General features: G+C 58.8%; 13 protein-coding genes and 2 pseudogenes. 13 read left to right on the top strand and 2 right to left on the bottom strand.

From position 1 onward, the window contains the following. Positions 1-54 precede the first annotated feature (54 nt). Positions 55-432, top strand: coding sequence for a fe2+ zn2+ uptake regulation protein (locus CQ009_RS19000; RefSeq protein ID WP_064391104.1), 378 nt, complete (start codon positions 55-57; stop codon positions 430-432). Between the two features lie 18 nt (positions 433-450). Here the strand turns inward: CQ009_RS19000 and CQ009_RS18995 are convergent, their stop codons facing one another. Next, positions 451-639 (bottom strand): hypothetical protein, encoded by a 189-nt coding sequence (locus CQ009_RS18995; RefSeq protein WP_064391103.1) that lies wholly within the window; start codon positions 637-639, stop codon positions 451-453. Positions 640-1,176: 537 nt separating this feature from the next. On the opposite strand from CQ009_RS18995, the gene CQ009_RS18990 reads away from it, so the two are divergent. From CQ009_RS18990 to CQ009_RS18970, 5 genes are read left to right on the top strand one after another with little or no spacing between them, the layout of a single operon-like run. Continuing rightward, positions 1,177-2,397 carry an MdfA family multidrug efflux MFS transporter gene (locus tag CQ009_RS18990; protein WP_105708153.1) on the top strand — a complete coding sequence of 407 codons (1,221 nt, stop codon included), beginning with the start codon at positions 1,177-1,179 and terminating at the stop codon, positions 2,395-2,397. A 47-nt stretch (positions 2,398-2,444) separates the two neighbouring features. Next, complete coding sequence (locus tag CQ009_RS18985) at positions 2,445-3,575, top strand: acyl-protein synthase (RefSeq protein WP_105708233.1); 1,131 nt, start codon at positions 2,445-2,447, stop codon at positions 3,573-3,575. Position 3,576: 1 nt separating this feature from the next. Then, positions 3,577-5,979, top strand: coding sequence for an aldehyde dehydrogenase family protein (locus tag CQ009_RS18980; protein WP_105708151.1), 2,403 nt, complete (start codon positions 3,577-3,579; stop codon positions 5,977-5,979). Between the two features lie 48 nt (positions 5,980-6,027). Then, entirely contained in the window at positions 6,028-7,329 is a 1,302-nt protein-coding gene (locus CQ009_RS18975; protein ID WP_105708149.1) for a phenylacetate--CoA ligase family protein, read from the top strand. Beyond that, positions 7,317-8,255: a GNAT family N-acetyltransferase gene (locus CQ009_RS18970; RefSeq protein ID WP_064391099.1), complete on the top strand. Its 939-nt coding sequence runs from the start codon at positions 7,317-7,319 to the stop codon at positions 8,253-8,255. The genes CQ009_RS18975 and CQ009_RS18970 overlap by 13 nt, the downstream gene beginning before the upstream one ends. Before the next feature lie 53 nt (positions 8,256-8,308). Here CQ009_RS18970 and CQ009_RS18965 read toward each other — a convergent pair whose 3' ends face one another. Next, a complete protein-coding gene (locus CQ009_RS18965; RefSeq protein ID WP_064391098.1) occupies positions 8,309-8,836 on the bottom strand; it encodes a hypothetical protein in 528 nt (175 codons plus the stop codon). A gap of 382 nt (positions 8,837-9,218) precedes the next feature. Here CQ009_RS18965 and CQ009_RS30485 point away from each other — a divergent pair. From CQ009_RS30485 to glgA, 7 genes and pseudogenes are all read left to right on the top strand, one after another. Then, positions 9,219-10,349, top strand: a pseudogene (locus tag CQ009_RS30485) (cache and HAMP domain-containing protein); the annotation flags it as partial. A gap of 333 nt (positions 10,350-10,682) precedes the next feature. Further along, a pseudogene (locus tag CQ009_RS30480) lies at positions 10,683-11,210 on the top strand (methyl-accepting chemotaxis protein); the annotation flags it as partial. A gap of 325 nt (positions 11,211-11,535) precedes the next feature. Beyond that, positions 11,536-11,982: a DUF411 domain-containing protein gene (locus CQ009_RS18955; protein ID WP_064391096.1), complete on the top strand. Its 447-nt coding sequence runs from the start codon at positions 11,536-11,538 to the stop codon at positions 11,980-11,982. Beyond that, the gene (locus tag CQ009_RS18950) at positions 11,982-12,416 is read left to right on the top strand and encodes a YqaA family protein (RefSeq protein ID WP_064391169.1); all 435 of its coding nucleotides are present in this window, start codon (positions 11,982-11,984) and stop codon (positions 12,414-12,416) included. Before CQ009_RS18955 ends, CQ009_RS18950 begins: the two co-directional genes overlap by 1 nt. Positions 12,417-12,503: 87 nt before the next feature. Further along, complete coding sequence (locus CQ009_RS18945) at positions 12,504-13,553, top strand: alpha/beta fold hydrolase (protein ID WP_064391095.1); 1,050 nt, start codon at positions 12,504-12,506, stop codon at positions 13,551-13,553. A gap of 13 nt (positions 13,554-13,566) precedes the next feature. After that, the gene (locus tag CQ009_RS18940; RefSeq protein ID WP_105708145.1) at positions 13,567-14,520 is read left to right on the top strand and encodes a D-2-hydroxyacid dehydrogenase family protein; all 954 of its coding nucleotides are present in this window, start codon (positions 13,567-13,569) and stop codon (positions 14,518-14,520) included. A 592-nt stretch (positions 14,521-15,112) separates the two neighbouring features. Next, entirely contained in the window at positions 15,113-16,699 is a 1,587-nt protein-coding gene (gene glgA / locus CQ009_RS18935) for a glycogen synthase GlgA (protein ID WP_064391093.1), read from the top strand. Positions 16,700-16,705: the final 6 nt, after the last annotated feature.

The following is a 16,705-nucleotide window of genomic DNA, read 5'->3' as shown; positions in this document are numbered from 1 at the left end:
AGAGAGAGCACTAAAAAACCCTTTCCTGATCAGGTCCTGAAAAGGAGTCACCGTATGTACAACTCGCAACTACCAACGGAAGGTAGCCAGGCGCCACAAGGAGCTTCCATGGGCCCCAGCGCCAGCGATTTCGGACAAAGGATCGAGCGTCACGGCAATGAGCGAATCCGCCTGCTGCTCAAGAGCTTCGGACTGCGCACCAGCCTGATTCGTCTGAAGGTCATTGACGCGCTGCTGAGCGCTGCGCAAAGCCAGCGTCGCCTTGGCGTACGTGGCGTGCACAGCCAATTGCTCGACCTGGACATTCCGTTGTCGTTTCTCAGCGTGCGCGAAGTATTGAAGCGTTTGTGCGCCGAAGGCGTGATCACCATCAACGCCGACAAGAGCTACAGCCTGCACCCGCAGGCTGCTGCGATTCTCGACAACGAGTGATGCAAAGCGCAGTCGCCGTCAGGGTTTGACCTTGCGGCGCATCACGCCGTTGATCACTACCACGATTACCGCCACACCAATGGCGATGTACTGGAACGTTTTCTCACTGATCGTCCCGGCGTTTTGCAGCCAGGACAGGCCGAGCATGATCGCCAGCACCATGAGGGCGATCAGAATCGAGTATTTCAAGCGTTGCGACTGAGTCATTGCAGTTTCCTGAAGCGTTGGAATGTATCCGGTTCGTATCCGCTTGCATGCCAGGCACATACCTTGTTTCGGGGATGCGCGGCAATTGCCGGAGTCTCATGTTACAGCCGCTGAAGAGTTTTGGCTTCATGGCGGCGTAACCATGAGGATTGTAGAAATGTTCCGTCGAATCGCCTGGCTGATTCCCCTGCTTGCCGTGCTGACCTTGAGTGGTTGCATCATATTTCCCCACGGCGGGTGGCACGCTGACCATCATCGCTATTATGGCGGTGGTCCTGGCTACTACCATCGATAGAACAGGATTGCTCGCCCCGCTGAGTGATGGCTGCTCCCATTGATTCAAAAGCAAAAAATGCTCGCCTTCTGGTGGGCATTTTTTTTGCTTCAGATTTTATCAAGGAGCCGCCAGCGAGCGCGGAGGAGTGCCGAAACAAGCAGGTACTTTTTGAAATCTTCTGTCGCAGCAAAGTGTTATGCCACCAAACCCAGCACTCCTAGGCTATGCAACAGGTTTTTGACAGAAGAGAAAAGGTTGCAATGCAGAGAACACTCATCGTCCTTGGTCCGGTAAAAATCATTGGATTTTGCCTGGCCATTACTCTCTTCGAACTTTTGACCTACATGGCCAGCGACATGATCATGCCAGCCATGCTCGGCGTGGTTCAGGAGTTCGAAGCAGACGCCCGCCACGTACCAAATGCATTCAATCTTTACCTGATCGGCGGAGTCTGCCTGCAATGGCTGATCGGGCCGTTATCCGATCGTTTTGGACGACGACGCTTGTTGTTGATCGGCTGCGCTCTGTTTGGTGTAGCCATTACGGCGGCCACCGCAACGCGCTCGATCGAAGCATTCAACGTATTGCGCCTGATCCAGGGCATGGGCCTGGGTTTTGTCGTCGCCGTCAGCTATCCGGCACTGCAGGAGGTTTTTCGCGAGGGCGATGCCGTGCGACTCATGGCGTTGCTCGGCAACGTTGCATTGCTGTCCCCGCTACTCGCACCCTTGTTGGGCAGCCTGTTGCTGGAATGGTTGAGTTGGCGGCAGCTGTTTTTCGGCTTGGGGTTTGCCACCGCATTGGCCTGGCTGTTATTGCTGTCGTGCATGCCGGAAACCATTGGCGCGCAGCGCAATGATGGCGTGCACCTGGCGCCAACGCCGCTGTCATTGAGGCACGTCTTACGACGCTACGCAGCGCTACTGCACAATCGCACCTTCCTTAGCGCAAGCCTTGCGCTGGGTTTCATGAGCCTGCCACTGATTGCCTGGATCGGCCTTGCCCCCCTGCTGTTGATGCAATGGAAAGGCCTGTCTGCCGTGGAATATGGCCTGTGGCAAATACCGGTGTTTGCCGCCGTCATTGTCGGCAACCTGCTACTGGATCGACTGCTGCCAACCCACGCACTACCGCGCTTGGTTCGCCTGGCGCTCTGGCCTTACTGCCTGGGGTTGCTTGCCCTGCTCGGCTCGATGCTGACTGACGAATCCGTGCCGGCGCTGGTCACAGCGCTGGCGGTGTATGCGGTCGGCCTGGGCATGAGCAACGCGGTGCTGTATCGAATCGCCCTGTTTGCCAGCGATGACAGCAAAGGCCTGGTGTCAGCCATGATCGGCATGCTTTCGATCGCGGTCATGGGCGCTGGCGGCTGGTTGATGGCGACACTCGGAGGCGGCGCCAGCCTCGAACTCTTTGGATTGTGGGCCGCCATCGGTGGCCTGTTGTGCCTGCCCCTGTTGCAGCGGGTTCTACGCACCTGACCGGGGTGCACTCACCCCTGCTTCCTTCTGGATGATGGATATTGATGATTAATCACTTCCCCCTGGGCGATGCGCTGTGTGCGTTGCCGCAGCCCTATTGCGCCGATTCCGTGCCGGCCGGTCTGTTCGACCGGGCGATGGCTGAAATCAGTCACTTTCATTGTCAGCAGACACCGGGCTACCAGCACTGGCTGAATGCCAACGGCTTGCAGGCCAGCGATCTGGACAGTCTCGATGACTGGTCGCGTTTGCCGGCGATCTTCGCCAACTTCTTCAAGCAAAAATTGCTGCTCAGCTCAACGGGAGAGAACGCCATGGAGTTGACTTCCTACGGCACCAGCGGCCAGAAAAGCCGTATGCGCTATGACGAGCGCAGCATTGCCGGTGCGCAATACATGGTCGAGCGAATTTTCCAGCATTACGGCTGGAACACCCCGGACACACCGTGCAACTACCTGCTGTTGAGCTATGAACCGCAGGGGCAAATCAGCCTGGGAACCTCCTACACCGACCAGTTCCTGTGTCGTTTTGCCAAAACCAATCGAGTCGCCTATGCGTTGCGCAACACTGGCGACGGACATCAATTCGATGTGTTCGGAGTGACCGCCGCTTTGCAGTCGTTTGCCGATGAAGGTTTGCCGGTACGGATTTTCGGTTTCCCCGCCTTCCTTTGGCAGACCCTCGAGCATATGCAGGCAACCTCCGTGAAAGACCTGCAATTGCCATCAGGCTCTCTGGCGTTTTTTGGTGGAGGCTGGAAAACCCGGGCCACCGAGGAAGTCCCCAAAGCGCAGCTGTATGCACGCATCCACCAGCAATTGGGCATCGATGGCGCGCATTGCCGTGATGGCTACGGCGCGGTCGAACATGCAGTGCCATATATCGAATGCAGTCACCACCACTTCCATGTACCGGTGTATGCCAAAGCCTATGTACGCGACCCGGTCGACTTCAGCGTCTTGCCCTATGGCCGGCGCGGCCTGCTTGGGTTCGTTTCACCTTTCATCTCCTCAAGCCCTGCCCATGCGGTGGTCATGAGTGATCTCGCCACCCTGCATGCCGGTACAAGCTGCGGCTGCGGATTGAGCGCCGACTGGTTCGAACTGCACGGACGTGCCGGCACCAGCGCCAGCAGAAGCTGCGCGATGGCTGCGGCTGAATTGCTCGGAGGGCATTGATATGTATTTGATCAACGGACAACTGCACGCCGATTACGCTCTCGACATGGCTCTGGAACAACTGCATGACGCGTTGCCGCATCATCTGGCCACCCCTCTGCACAGCAGCACGGTAATTGAAGCGGCAGCGCGGTTTGCCGAGCGACTGTGCAGCGGCGACAGCAACGTCGTGCTGGATGAAGAACAGCGCCAGGCATTGATCGGGTTTTGTCAGCCTCAGGCGCTGCAGAGCAAACTTGAACGGGAACTCGGCGACCAACCTGGCTCCCTGCGGCGCCTCGATTACACGCAAGCGCGTTTCGAGAACTGGAGCCCGCTCGGGCTGGTAGTGCACATCACCCCGGCGAACGCGCCAATGCTGGCGTTCTGTGCAATCATCGAGAGCCTGCTGGCCGGCAACATCAACTGGCTGCGGCCCAGCAGCAGCGATCAAGGCCTGAGTGCACGCTTGCTCAACGCACTGGTGCAATGCGATCCAAGCGGTCAGCTTGGTCATTACCTCGCTGTGTTGCCGGTGACCACCGCGCAAATCGGTCAACTGTGCAAGCGGGCCAACGGCGTTGCCGCATGGGGTGGCGCAGCGGCGTTGCAGGCCATTCGTCAACACCTGCCTTCCGGGTGCCGCTGGATCGACTGGGGACATCGCATCAGTTTCGTCTACATGACGCCCGATTCGGCCTCCGAAACAGCGCTGGATGCCATCGTCGACGAAGTCTGCCGACTCGATCAACAGGCGTGTTCGAGCCCCCAGTGGCTATTGGTCGACAGTGACGAGCCGGACGTGCTCAAGCACATCGGCGCGGCATTGGCTGAAGCATTCGTCCGGCGTGTCGAACGCTGGCCAGTGTTGTTGCCGACGCTGCAGGAGGCTTCGGAAATCACCAGCCGTGTAGCGATGACGCGGCTCGGCCAGAGTTTTTCCGAGCTGACCGCCGAAGTCTGGAGCGCACCTGGCTGGCGCGTGATCTGGACTCACGATCAGGCGCTGAGCCCCTCCCCGCTGTTTCGCACGCTGCTGCTCAAGCCGCTGCCGCGTTCACGCCTGGCACACGTCCTGCTGGATTGGCGAAACGTGCTGCAGAGCTGTGCGCTGATATGTCCCCAGGCACAGATCGGCGAACTGTCGCGCGCCTTGATAGCTGCTGGCGTCACGCGCATTGCGCCGATCAATGCCATTCATGACGGTTACGACGGCGAACCCCATGACGGCGTGTATGCCCTGCAACGCCTGAGCCGCCGCGTCTCGGTCAGCTTGCCGGCAACCTTGCTGACGACTCACGCGACGCTCGATCCGCAGCCTGAGGCATCAGGTCTGAGCGGCCTGCCGATCATGGATAAACAAGCCTTCATCGATCGGCCGGCCAACGCGGCAGCGCAGTTGTATTTCCGTTCGGGAGGCAGCAGTGGCACGCCGACATTGTCAGGCTTCAGTCATCGCGACTTCCAGCGACAAATGCGTGCGACCGCCGACGGTTTGTTCGCCGCAGGCCTCGATCCACGCCACGACAGGGTGATGAACCTGTTCTTCAGCGGCGGCCTCTACGGCGGTTTTTTCAGTTTCGCCAAAGTGCTGGAATTGCTGGGCGCCACGCACCTGCCGATGGGCGCACCGGCCGATGATGATTACAGCGAGATTGCCCGACTGATCGTTGAACAACGTGTAACAGTGTTGATCGGCATGCCGAGCACCCTGCACCGCTTGTTCCTCAACGAGCAGCAAACGTTGCGCGACTACGACGGGATCAAAAAAGTCTTCCTTGGCGGTGAACACCTCAATGAGCCCTGCCGTGAGCTGCTGCAAAGTTGCGGCGTCAAGAGCGTGCGTTCGGCCGTTTATGGCAGCGTCGATGCCGGTCCGCTTGGCCACGCCTGCGCCGCGACGGGCGATGGCATTTTTCATCTGCTGAGCGATATCCAGTCGCTGGAAATTGTCGCGTTCAATGAAGATGTGCCGGTTGTCGGCGACGAAGTCGGCCGACTGTTATTCAGCTCGAAAGCGCGTGAAGGCCAGCCGATCCAGCGTTATGACGTGGGTGACAGCGGTCGCTGGTTGTCCGGCCCATGTGATTGCGGCCTGACGTCGCCGCGTTTCGAACTATTGCAGCGACATGGCCGTCTGGTGCGTATCGGCACCGATTTCATTTGCCTGAACACCTTGGCCGAGCATCTGCAAACCGAATTCCAATTGCTGATGGCGCACGCGCCTGACGGCGTTGAAAGCCTGCTGATTCGCAGTTCCCGCGAACCGGCGGATGTGCTCGAACGCCTGCAAGGCTATTCCATTCTGGCAACCCTGGTGCGCAGCGGACTGCTGAAGCTGGAGGTCGAGGTCTGCCCACCGGCGTTATTCCACCGCAACAAGCACAGCGGCAAAACCCCTTTATTGATTGATGCGCGCCGTTGAAGTGCAGCCACCGCACCCGGACTGGCGCCATTACTTAAAGAGAACACCATGACAGCTGCAATAAAACTGAACCAGTTGGTCGGCTTTGCTCGAGCGCATTCGAATTATTATCGCGAACATTTACACAATGTTCCGTCCTGTTTGACGAGCCTCTGTGAATTACCGCTGATTGATCCGCACACTTACTGGCAATCAAGCCATGACCTTGATCAATGGCCAGTACTGACAGGCAACTTCGCCAAGGCGCTGGTGTTCAAGACCGGTGGCACTACCAGCAACGGCAAACTGTCGGTATTCACCCGCGACGAATGGCAGACACTGGTCAGCGACTTTGGCGTTCAGCTCACCGCACAACTGAATGACGGCGACCGCATTGCCAATCTGTTTTTCGTCGGCGACCTGTATGCCAGTTTCGTGTTCGTCCACGATACGCTCGCGCATACGGGAAGTGCCGTCACCGAATTTCCGTTTACCGGAAGCGTCGATTCTGCAGTGTTGGCCGATTCGATTGCTCAATACCGGATCAACGTTTTAGCCGGCGTACCGGCGCACCTGCTGACGTTTGCCGCCTGGCTGGAGCGCCAATCGCGCACGCTCGAAGGTATCGACACCCTGCTTTATGGCGGCGAAAGCCTGTTCGGCGGGCAATTGCTGTTGTTGCGCCGGGTCTTTCCCAACGCCCGAATCGCCTCGATCGGTTACGCCAGTGTCGACGCTGGGTTTATCGGTTTCAGCAGCCGTGACTGTGCCCTGGACGAACACCGCATGCTCGAGCGCCACAGTGTGGTGGAAATTCTTGATGAACAGACCGGTGAGGTGATCGAGGATTGCGGGCGGAAGGGACGTCTGGTCCTTACCAATTTCACGCGTCGGCTCATGCCGCTGATTCGCTATCCGGTGGGCGACCTCGCCTGTTGGAAAGAACCTCGTGGCACACCGATGCGAAAATTCGCCCTGATGGGGCGCAGCATGGACAGCCAGCGTGTGCGGGTGGGCAGCATGACCCTGCTGACCGCAGAAATTGGCGAAATCGTGCAACGCATCGCTGCCGGAGGCGAATGGCAACTGGTGCTCGATCATTCGAATGATCGCGATGACTTGCACCTGAAATGGCGGCACGCGGCGCTGCACCTCGACACGGCGCAGGTCAATGCAGACCTGCGCACGGCGCTGATCGATCGCTACCCGTTGATCGAACAACTGACTGTCGATGGATTACTCGATCTGCAAGTGGTGAGCTGCGCCGGGGAGGATTTCGCTTGTCACCCACGTTCCGGCAAACACCAGAAAGTCGTCGACCTGCGCATCTATGGCAATGCTTATCCGGAGCCGCACGCATGGACACCGTGACCCTGAGAAACTACCGCAGTACCGATGCTGTGGCCGTCAGCCGCCTGTTCCGTGCAGTCTATGGCGACCACTACGTTCAACCCCACGTTTATCTGCCCTACATGATCAGCCAGAACCACGACGATGGCCGTTGGCATTCGCTGGTGGCCGTGAGCGGCAAGAAAATCCTCGGGCACGCGACACTGTTCAGAAATGCCGGCTCGCCGATCGCCGAACTGGCGCTGAGCGTGGTTCATCCAGCGACACGCGGGCAAAACATTGCCACGCGGCTGGGGCAACAATTGTTGATCCATGCACAAGCGCTGGGCTGCCGTGGCGTGACGATCAAACAAGTGACCCATCACGCCTACTCGCAAAAAATGGCCGACAGGCTCGGGTTTCACAGCACGGGATTGTTACCCGATTACGCGCCTTCGCCATTTGGCGAGGTGCTGCCAGAGTCGATCGTCATGGGTTTCAGAGCCATCGACGACTACGAGCGGCCGCTGCCATCGCTCGATTGGCCAGCCAGCTGCGCCGATTTCATGCAGCAGATGTGCAACGAATTTGGCACCCGCAAAACCCCATCACCCTGGGTCGGGCCAACGATGCATTTCGACCAACGTTCAGGGCGTTATGACATGGTGCTCAAACAGTTGAGCATTGCCGTGCTCCAGCAACTGCGGCAATTGCCGGCTCACTGGGTGGTTTCGATCAGGCTCAGGCTGGCAGAAGGATTTGCCGGCGCATTGCATAGCCTGTCGATGGCAGGGTTCACATTCACCGGAATTGTCCCCGATGATCGCAGCGAAGGTTGGCTGGCGCTGTTTCACCGGGACTACGTGCCGCGCCAGTTGCAATTGCACTGCGTGCGCATGCAACAGTTGCAGGATCAAATACAGCAGCGCTTCGCCGATTGCTGCAATAGCGAACTGCAAGCTGGCTGAATGAAAGACCGGCAGGCCCGCCAAGAGATTGTGCGGGCCTTTTTCCGTGGTTTTTACGCCTTGGCTTTGACGCCACTGTCCACAGGTTTAGGCATGTTGCCCTCACCGTAGGTTTTCAGGTTCTGCAGGACGTAAATCGCTTTCTTGAACTCGGGAATCAGGCTCTTGCCGTAGGCATTGCCATTGAGCCCATTGGTCTGGATGGCATCGAGCTGGGTCGCGAAATACTCAAGCGCGTTGAATTTCGCATCGATATCTTTCGTCACGCCAAAACGATCGAACTTGTCGCCAGCGTTCTTTAGCGTAAAGGAAGTGATCTCGGAGATCAGCCCGCGGCCTCGCAAGAGTTCGCTCAGATTGCCCAATTGCTTAACCGAAACATTGGATGGATCGAAACCCTTGATAGCCTTGCGCAAACCCTGCTTGTCCATTTCGGCAGTATTCAGCGCGGTGGGGTTGTTGCCCACCATGGTGAGCATCTGCTGCACCTTGACGCTCTGGGACACTTGTTTTTTTGCGCCGGTGTCGCGTACCAGAATCCCTGCCTTGGCCTGCCAGCCGCCGACTATACCGATCGTCATGAGAAGACTCCCTGTGAAATGACCATGAAATGTCCGTGTTGAACGCCTCTAATGGCCGCGAGTATCAGCGGGCGAACTGATGGCACCAACTTCTTTCTGCATTTTTTTACAAATCTTGTACATTCCCGATACAAACAGCCCCAATGCCGACAAACGATGAGCCAGAGGGGCTGCGCCTGTCGATGAACAATCGGCTTTTGACACTGACCAGCTGGCAAGCCCGCTTGAATGTATCGACGCTGATACCGACCAGTCATCGGTCGCCATCTTTTTAGTACGCCAGTGCCTCAAGCTTCTTGCCGGCGCGACGATACGCTGGGATACCCGCACTGTTTAACGCTTTGCCCCCTAACAAGAATCGCAGTTCAAGGACCGGATCCCCATGCCCGCATTCCGTACCATTCAGGCTCGCTACACGCTGTTTCTGGTTCTGTTCATCCTGCTGTTGTCGGTGTTGACCGTGGTCGGCATCAGCCAACTGGTCGCGCCCAAACTGCGTCATACCGAAGAACAAGTCGTCCTCAACCGCATCGCAGAAGTCGCCGAGCAGATTCAAGGCGAACTGAACAAAGTGCAGGCGCAGCAACGCAGCATCACTCAGACCATCCCGCTGCTCGACAGCGCCGCGATCGATACGGTGTTGCCGGGGTTGGTGGATCAATACGGCGAGCTAAAGGTTTTTGGTGGCGGCATCTGGCCGTTGCCGGGGCAGCGTGAAGCCGGGCGCAACAAATTCAGTACGTTCTGGCATCGCGATGCCTCGGGCAAATTGGCGGTTAACACCTTCTGGAACAGCGACGCGGCGCCCAACTATTTCGACCAGAGCTGGTACAAGGGCGGCATGGCGACACCGCGCGGTCAGTGCGCCTGGGCCGCCGCCTACAAGGACGATGCCAGCGCCGAACCACGCACCAACTGCGCCATGGCCATCCAGAAAAACGGTAATGCCTGGGGCGTGTCGACCATTGACGTCACCCTCGGCTTCTTCAACGATCTGGTGGCGCGCAAGGAAAAAGACCTCAACGCCGAAATGCTCATCGTTGAAGCCGACGGCAAGATCATCAGTAACAGCTCGCGCATCAGTGGCCAGATCGTGCTGAAGAACATCAGCGAACTGGCCGGCACGTCGACCTTCGCCAGCCAGGCCAAGGCCGGCCTGCAGAATCGTGATCAGGCGCAACGCGTCGAGTTCGACAACAACGGCGAAGCCAGCACCTTCTTTATGCGCCCGATTGAAGGCACGCCGTGGTTCCTCGCCACCGCCCTGCCAACGAAAATGCTCACTGCCCAACGTGATGACGTCCTCAGCACCCTGAGCCTGTTGCAAATCCCGCTGGTGATCCTGCTCGTGCTGTTGCAGGTCTATGCGATCCGCCAGTTGATCTCGCGCCTGAAAGCGTTGAAAGCCAACATCGATTCGCTGTCCAGCGGCGACGCCGACCTGACGCGACGCATCACCATTCGCGCCGAGGATGAACTGGGCGCCATCGGCCATTCGGTCAACACGTTTATCGCTTACCTGCAGAACATGATCGGCGAAGTCACCCAGGCCACCGGCGCCATGGCGTCGAGCCTCGACAATCTGCAACGTACTTCGGCGCATACCAGCCACATCCTGCTGCGTCACGCCTCGGAAACCGATCAGACCGTCACCGCCATCACCGAAATGAGTTCGACGGCGGAAAGCGTCGCGCAAAACGCCGCCGAGACCGCAGCGTTCACCCAGCGCGCCAACGAAAACGCCGACCGCTCACGCGTGGTGGTGGGTGAAGCGACGAGCAGTGTGGTTGCGCTGATCGACGAAGTGGCCAGCGCTACACACAAAGTTGAAAACATGCAGCAGGACGCCCAACGCATTACCGAGATTCTCGGCGTAATCGGGGCGATTGCCGGCCAGACCAACCTGCTCGCGCTCAACGCTGCGATTGAAGCAGCCCGTGCCGGTGAGCAGGGCCGAGGCTTCGCCGTGGTTGCCGACGAAGTGCGCGCCCTCGCCGCTCGCACCCAGGCCAGCACTTCGGAAATCAACGAGATGTTGACGCGTCTGACGCAAGGCGTGAGCTCCTCGGTCAGCGCCATGGAAAATACCCAGGCGAGTTGCCAGTCGGCGGCGGATGCCACCGCGCGCGTCAACTCGGGCCTTGATGAAATGGCCGGCTCGGTCAGCCACATCAACAGTCTCAGTACCCAGATCGCTACCGCCGCCGAACAGCAAAGCGCAGTGACCGAAGAGATCAACCGCAGCATGGTGCAGATCCGCCACATGGTCGATGAATTGGTGCAGAGCGGTCAGGCCAGCGAACTCAACACCCGGCAACTGCTGGAAGCCAACAGCCGGGTAAGCGCAATCATGGGACGCTTCAAAGTCCGCTGATTCATGCAGGAATTCCTGCCAACCCTATAACCCCTGTGGGAGCGAGCCTGCTCGCGAAAGCGTCCTTTCAGTCACTACTTCCAGTGCCTGACACACGGCCTTCGCGAGCAGGCTCGCTCCCACAGGGTTCGACGGCTTTCACACCATCGCCAGATGTGGCCACCTGACAACTTTGTCATCTCGCGCTCAGCAACCTGTCAGCCTTGATCTACGATCATCCTGCCAGCCTGCCTTGCAACAACTGGAAACATTGCGTTGATGCCAGACGGGAAAAACCGGTCAAAATGCGTTCTTTTCTGATCGTCACCCGAGCCGAGAATCCGTCATGCGAACCCACCTGCGTCTGGTCGCCCTGAGCGCCCTGTTCCTTTCATCCCTGGCCCAGGCAGCCGATCTGATCCCGATCGAAGTCCATCGCGACGCCAATTGCGGCTGCTGCAAAAAATGGATCAGCCACCTCGAAGCCAACGGTTTCAAAGTTGAAGATCACGTCGAAAGCGACATGAGCAGCTTCAAGCAGCAACACGGCGTACCACCGCGTCTGGCGTCCTGTCACACCGCAATCATCAACGGTAAATTCGTCGAAGGCCACGTACCGGCTGAACAAGTGCTGGCCCTGAGCAAGCGCAATGACCTGCTCGGTGTTGCCGCACCGGGCATGCCGATGGGTTCGCCGGGCATGGAAATGGATGGCATGAGCGATGCCTATCAAGTGATCGGCCTGAAAAAGGACGGTGCTGACGTGGTGGTGGCGGACTACCCGGCCCATTGATCGGCGCGGCTTATTTCGGGCTGTTCTTCGCCGCGTTCGGTGCTGCGACATTGTTGCCGCTGCAGTCCGAGGCGTTGCTGGTCGGGCTGATCGTCAGTGATCGTTACTGGCTCTGGGGACTGCTCACGGTCGCGACGCTAGGCAATGTGCTCGGCTCGCTGGTCAATTGGTGGCTGGGCTGTCGGCTCGAGCGATTTCAGGATCGGCGCTGGTTTCCGGTCAGTCCCGCGCACATGGCCAAGGCGCGCAAGCACTATGAGCGCTACGGCCACTGGTCGTTGCTACTGAGCTGGCTGCCGATCATCGGCGACCCGCTGACGCTGATCGCCGGTGTCATGCGCGAACCGCTCGGACGGTTTCTGTTTATCGTAACCCTGGCCAAAAGCGCACGTTACGGCGTGCTGGCCATGCTGACGCTGGGGTGGCTGGGGTGAACGATCGGGCGCGGGCATTGCCTGTGTTTAACGTCGCCATAATCCGGCCGTTCCAGCATCGGCCGCTTTCAAACGGAGTTTGACCTTATGTCTGTCACGTTTTCCCGTTGGCTCCCCTCACTGCTCCTCTGCGCCGCCCTGCCCTTGTCTGCGCAGGCTGCCGCGCCAGCCGAAGCAATGCCCGAAGGCCCGGCTTACGGCCCGGAACTGCAAGGTTTCGAATACCCTTACACGCTTAAACACTTTGCCTTCCAGTCTCAGGGCAAATCCCTGCAGATGGGCTACATGGACGTCGCCGCTCATGGCAAAGCCAATGGCCGCACCGTGGTGCTGATGCACGGCAAGAATTTTTGCGCCGCGACCTGGGACAGTTCGATCAAGGCCCTGAGCGAGGCCGGTTACCGTGTAGTCGCACCGGATCAGATTGGCTTCTGCACATCGAGCAAACCGGACAACTATCAATACAGCTTCCAGCAACTGGCAACCAACACCCAACAATTGCTCAAAGCGCTGGGCATTCAGAAGGCCACCCTGCTCGGCCACTCCACCGGTGGCATGCTCGCCACCCGCTATGCCTTGTTGTTCCCGGAACAGGTCGAGCAACTGGCGCTGGTCAACCCGATCGGCCTGGAAGACTGGAAAGCCCTCGGCGTGCCCTATCGCACCGTGGATCAGTGGTATCAGCGCGAGCTGAAAGTCAGCGCCCAGGGCATTCGTGATTACGAACGCACCACCTATTACGACGGCCGCTGGAAACCGGAATTCGATCGTTGGGTGGACATGCTCGCCGGCCTCAGCAAAGGCCCGGGCAAAACCCAGGTCGCGTGGAACTCGGCGCTGATCTACGACATGATTTTCACCCAGCCGGTGTTTTACGAGTTCAAAGACCTGAAGATGCCGACGTTGCTGCTGATCGGCACTTCCGACACCACGGCAATCGGCAAGGATCTCGCCCCACCGGAAGTAAAAGCCAAAATCGGCCATTACGAGGTGCTCGGCAAACAAGTGGCCAAGCTGATTCCGCAGTCGACGCTGGTGGAATTTCCCGGCATGGGCCACGCGCCGCAAATGGAAGAACCAGCGCAGTTCCACAAAGCTCTGCTCGACTGGCTGAATACATCCAATCCCGTTCGTTGATGAGGTAAGGCTGATGGCGGTGCAGATTGCAGTAATCGATGACTGGCAGGACGTTGCTCGCGATGTGGTCGACTGGTCAGTGCTCGATAGCCTCGGTGAAGTGACGTTTGAACATGATTACCCGGCCGATAACGCTACGCTCGCCGAGCGTCTGCGCCGCTATCAAGTGATATGCGTGATGCGCGAACGCACGCGTTTCGATGAAGACCTGCTCAAGCGTCTGCCCAATCTCAAGCTGCTGGTCACCGGCGGCATGCGCAACGCGGCGCTGGACATGCCAGCGGCAGCCAGACTTGGGGTCAAGGTCTGTGGCACTGACAGCTACAAACATGCAGCGCCGGAATTGACCTGGGCACTGATCATGGCCGCCACGCGTAACCTGGTGAATGAAGCCAATGCCCTGCGCGCCGGCAAGTGGCAGCAAGGTCTGGGCGGCGATCTGCATGGCAAGACGCTGGGTATTCTCGGTCTGGGCAGTATTGGCCAGCGTGTCGCGCAGTTTGGCCAGGTGTTCGGTATGCGGGTGATTGCCTGGAGCGAAAACCTCACTGCAGAACGAGCTGAACAAGTGGGCGTGACGTACGTCAGCAAGCAGCAACTGTTCGAGCAGGCTGACGTACTGTCGGTGCATCTGGTGCTCAGCGAACGCAGTCGCGGGCTGGTCGATGCGCAGGCGCTGGGCTGGATGAAACCGACGGCTCTGCTGGTCAACACCGCGCGCGGGCCGATTGTCGATGAAGCGGCGCTGATCAAGGCCTTGCAGAAACAGCAGATCGCCGGGGCGGCGCTGGACGTATTCGAGCAGGAACCGCTGCCGGCCATGCACCCGTTTCGCACACTGGACAACGTACTGGCGACGCCGCATGTCGGGTATGTCAGCCGGCAGAACTATGCGCAGTTCTTTTCGCAGATGATCGAGGATATTCAGGCTTGGGCGGCTGGGGAGCCGGTTCGCCTGTTGAACTGACCCTTCTCTGCAAATAGAGGGTGAAGTCACTATTGCTATCGCGAGCAGGCTCACTCCTACAGGGGATCGCATTTCAACTGTAGGAGTGAGCCTGCTCGCGATAGCGTCATAACAGTCACCCCATCAACAAACTGCCCGCACCACAACAGTGCAACCGCACTGACCACTAGCACAAAATCGTGACCGCCCAGTCACCGTTTTGGCCCTCTCTCGCAAAAAAACCTGCACTTCGTCGGTGCGTTTGCCCCGCCAAAGTACGGTTTGCACAGACTGCCAACCGATTGTCGAACAATTTACCCATTTGCTCTGGCCCGCTCTAGGATCTGGCCTAGACTGGTTTTTTCGAGGTACGACCTGCCAGTCACATTGCGGAAAAAAACTCGAAACTTTTGCGCAAAGCGGCGGGTCATCTGAAAGGCAGGGCCAAAGCGACTGGTGCAATCCTTGCAATGGCCTCTACACCCATTCTGCTTGCGCGTGTTGGGTAGCGTTTGCTCACCGATGCGTGGCGCGTTTGCGCCCGGCCACAGGATGTGGCCATGGACATCACTTGTTCCAGACAAGAATCAGATCAACAAAACGGGAGTTACATATGATCAGTGCGGCATTGGATATTCAGGGAGAGCGTGCTCAGCAGTCAGTTGGCGAATCGAGCAGCGTCAGTGTTCCCGGCAGCCGACAGATCAACGTCCCCGGCACCAAGACGCTGACTCCGGTAGCGAGCCAGAATCCGAACAAAAAGAAAGTGCTGTTCGTGACTTCGGAAATCGCCGATCTGGTGAAAACCGGTGGCCTGGGTGACGTCTCCGCCGCCCTGCCCCGCGCCATGGCGCATCTGCACGATGTGCGCGTGCTGATCCCCGGTTACCCGCAGGTAATGCACAGCGAGAACCCGATCCACATCATCGGCGAACTCGGTGGCCACGCTGCGCTGCCGCCGTGCAAGATCGGCCGTATGGACATGCCGGACGGTCTGGTGATCTACGTGTTGATCTGCCCCGAACTCTACGAGCGCGAAGGCTCGCCCTACGGCGCCAACAACGGTCGTGACTGGCCGGACAACCACATTCGTTTCGCCCGTTTGGGTCTGGCCGCTGCCGATATCGCCGCCAACCTCGCACAAATTCACTGGTGCCCGGATCTGGTGCACGCCCATGACTGGCCGGCCGGCCTGGCCCCTGCCTATATGCACTGGCGCGGGCAGCGCACGCCGACCCTGTTCACCATTCACAACCTCGCGTATCAAGGCGTGACCAGTCTCGGCTCCTGCCCTGAGTTGGGCATTCCCAACCATGCCCTCCAACAGGAAGGCATGGAGTTCTACGGCAAGATGTCGTTCCTCAAGGCCGGCATGGCCTATTCGAGCCATATCACCACGGTCAGCGCGACTTATGCGCAGGAAATCACCACCCCGGATTTCGGCTGCGGCCTCGACGGTTTTCTCGCCGCCAAGACCCAGCAAGGCTTGCTCAGCGGTATCCCCAACGGCATCGACGAGAGCTGGGACGCCGCCACCGATCCGCACCTGTTCGCGCCGTTTGCCATCGGTGACTGGGAAGGCAAAGCGGTCAACGCTGCGCATGTGCGCGAACTATTCGAATTGAATGACTCCGAAGGCCCGTTGTTCGCCGTGGTGTCGCGACTGGTCTATCAAAAAGGTCTGGACCTGACGATCGCGGTGTCCGAGTACATCGTTGAAAACGGTGGCCAGATCGCGATCATCGGTCGCGGCGAGCCGGAAGAAGAGCAAGCCATGCGTGAACTGGCGCTGCGCTTTCCCGGGCAGATCGGCGTGCGCATCGGCTTCAATGAAACCGACGCCCGCCGCATGTTCGCCGGCAGCGATTTCCTGCTGATGCCATCGCGTTACGAGCCGTGTGGTTTGAGCCAGATGTACGCCCAGCGCTTCGGCTCGCTGCCGGTGGCGCGCAACACCGGCGGGCTGGCCGACACCATTGAAAACGGCGTCACCGGCTTCCTCTTTGACCAATCCACTGCTGAGAGCTATCAAGAAGCCCTGAGCCGTGCGTTCAAGGTCTTCGCCTTTCCAGAGCTGCTCAATGCCATGCGTTGCCGGGCGATGGCGGCACCTTTCAACTGGTGCAAAGCGGTTGAACCGTACGCCGAACTCTACGAGCAACTGGTGGCCAAGGCACTGGGTAAAGCGCACCACAAATAACCAGGG

Source organism: Pseudomonas sp. MYb2, assembly GCF_002979955.1.
Taxonomy (GTDB): domain Bacteria; phylum Pseudomonadota; class Gammaproteobacteria; order Pseudomonadales; family Pseudomonadaceae; genus Aquipseudomonas.
Note: the sequence above shows the minus strand (reverse complement) of the source record. Positions and strands in the feature narration are given on the sequence as shown.